The 2,206-nt window shown below is 39.6% G+C and carries 1 protein-coding gene and 2 pseudogenes; 1 reads left to right on the top strand and 2 read right to left on the bottom strand.

What is annotated here, in order from left to right; translation table 11 throughout:
• Positions 1–138: 138 nt before the first annotated feature.
• Positions 139–717: pseudogene (locus ACE1AT_RS03285) on the bottom strand (Rpn family recombination-promoting nuclease/putative transposase); the annotation flags it as partial.
• A 314-nt stretch (positions 718–1,031) separates the two neighbouring features.
• Between ACE1AT_RS03285 and ACE1AT_RS03280 the strand changes: the two are divergent.
• Positions 1,032–1,478, top strand: a complete 447-nt coding sequence (locus ACE1AT_RS03280; protein WP_374865881.1) for a hypothetical protein — start codon at positions 1,032–1,034, stop codon at positions 1,476–1,478.
• A gap of 324 nt (positions 1,479–1,802) precedes the next feature.
• Here ACE1AT_RS03280 and ACE1AT_RS03275 read toward each other — a convergent pair.
• A pseudogene (locus ACE1AT_RS03275) lies at positions 1,803–2,057 on the bottom strand (ISNCY family transposase); the annotation flags it as partial.
• Positions 2,058–2,206 lie beyond the last annotated feature (149 nt).

Raw genomic sequence — 2,206 nt, 5'->3', positions numbered from 1 at the left:
TGCTGCCATTTTTTTTAGTTAGCGATCGCCTGATAATACTTGAGCGAAAAAATTTATAAACTCTTACTATTTGAATTGCCAAAAACTGAAATTAAAATAACCCTTGATTATACCACAAAATATTTATGCAAGAGTTCTAGTGTCTAGTACAAACGTAGCAAAAAATGCTAAGACTGTTTCTAGCTGGTTTAATTGTTCGTCCGCTTGCAATAAGCGCAATGCTTCTCGAATTGTAGATTCGTCTTCACCGCCTTTGAGTATCGGCACAAACGGAAGTAACGATGGTAAGGGTTGAGAAAAGGCGATGCTGACATCAACTTCCCACAGGTTAATGACACGGTAATCTTGACGTACTTGTAACCCAGCGATGCTGGAGAAGTATTGCGTGGGTATTTCTGCGTCACTCGTTTTGAGAATGTTAATTAGTACAGGATAGGTTGGTAAATTATATTTTTCTTCTGCAAGTCCGGCATAGGCACGCATCCTTCGTGGCATTTCGGGTTTATATCGCAGTTGTAGTTCGTTGAGAACAAGAAATTTTCCGTATTGTGGACTTTCGGCGCGGATGAGTACATCACTTTCTCGGCTGATCCACTGGAACTCTGAATTAAGGATTTCGCCTGCAACAACATCTCTGATTTGTGTCACCCATTTTACCCAATTGTCGGGTGCGAGGCTAATTAAGCGTTTAGTGCTAACATCGGCGGGTTTCGGCATGGTGGGATGTGGATGTACTCACGGAGTGCAACTCATGATACTTGAGGTAATGCTCAAAACATCAAAGCATCAATTTTGTTACAGGGCAAGTTTTGAGGTGGGTGTAAGGCGAAAACAAAGCAGAAACTTAAAAGCTCTCGATTTACGCTCTTGACTTTAGTGTCTCATGTTGAGCAATCGTTGCTATCAGTATTGATATCAGCAGCTGGTTACTTACTTGCAACAAAAAACTTCATGAAATACCTTCACTGTTAGAACAAACTCAACGCTCAATTTAGGTGATGCTATTGGAGAAATAGCAAAGCCATTCGTCCATGAAGAAACTGCTTAAACGTATACTGGCCCTAATTCGACAAATTTATCAGCAGTTCTCATCCACTGAGAAACCAAGTACTCCTCCTTCTTATCACCCGCCAGAGACTCCTATTGCTCCCATTCCCACTTTCGTTCCCCAGTGGGAGAACGGGTTGGTGTTAGTTTGTTCACAGTGTACAGTAGAGCAATTTTCTGGTAGTTCTCATCGCATTAATAGAGGTACAACAGCCTCAGAAGAGTTACAGAACTGGCTGAAATCTCGTCTAAAATTTGATGGATTGTGGGGTAAATATCGGGTTGTTAGCACCAGTTGTTTGGGAGTCTGTCAAAGCGAGCGCGTTGTTGTTGTTCTGCATCATGATGCAGTTGGACAACAGTGCTTCATTGTCTCTCCTCAAGACGAACGCGAAATTCTCTACTCCTATATCAAACAGCTCAACCAGTGATACCAAAACCGAATTTTCTGTGCCAACATTCATCTTAGGTGTTAATTATCAATTCGGAAGTAACAAATTATCAAAACCAGACAGGACATAGGTTTCCAGACCATCTTGCAGAAAATTACTCAAATCTCGGCTCAAGACCTATTTAGTCTAGTTCCCGGTGCGAAACTATTGAACAAATCAGATAAAAAACTTTATTAACAGTCAACAATTACGTGTATAAGCTATACCATAATGACAAATAGCTATTCAAATATTTTCTATTTTATTTCGTTATTATGTGCTACGAAATTATTCTATAATTGCAGATTAATTGATACTAAGCAATTAAGGACAAGGGTGGGAATTCATATTATTTTTAATGATACCCCTGCTGATGATAGTTAAATTATGAGCGATAATTCCCCAGCCGACCCAACTCGAGAATCCTAACTCTCCTCTGTATAAGCAACGTTGTAAACCAAAGCATCGTTTTAGAAAACTTATACGTCCTTCAACTCCGTTGTGCCAACGACGAGCTTTTTTAAAATTTCTCTTTCTTTCATGATTGATTCGTTCTTTACTTCTATAACCACATGCAGGGTAAGATGCAGGGTAAGCTCATCTAATTTGGTGTAATGTGAACTTGACAAATAAAAGAAGATAAGAAGAAACGACCGGATAAAAAACGCACTTGACAACTGAGCAGGATAAATGAGAAGACTTCAATGCTGTTGTTAACACATAGTCAG

The organism is Pelatocladus sp. BLCC-F211 (genome assembly GCF_041928655.1).
Classification (GTDB): Bacteria; Cyanobacteriota; Cyanobacteriia; order Cyanobacteriales; family Nostocaceae; genus Pelatocladus.
The sequence above is the reverse complement of the archived record's forward strand: the minus strand, read 5'-3'. Positions and strand labels throughout refer to the sequence as shown.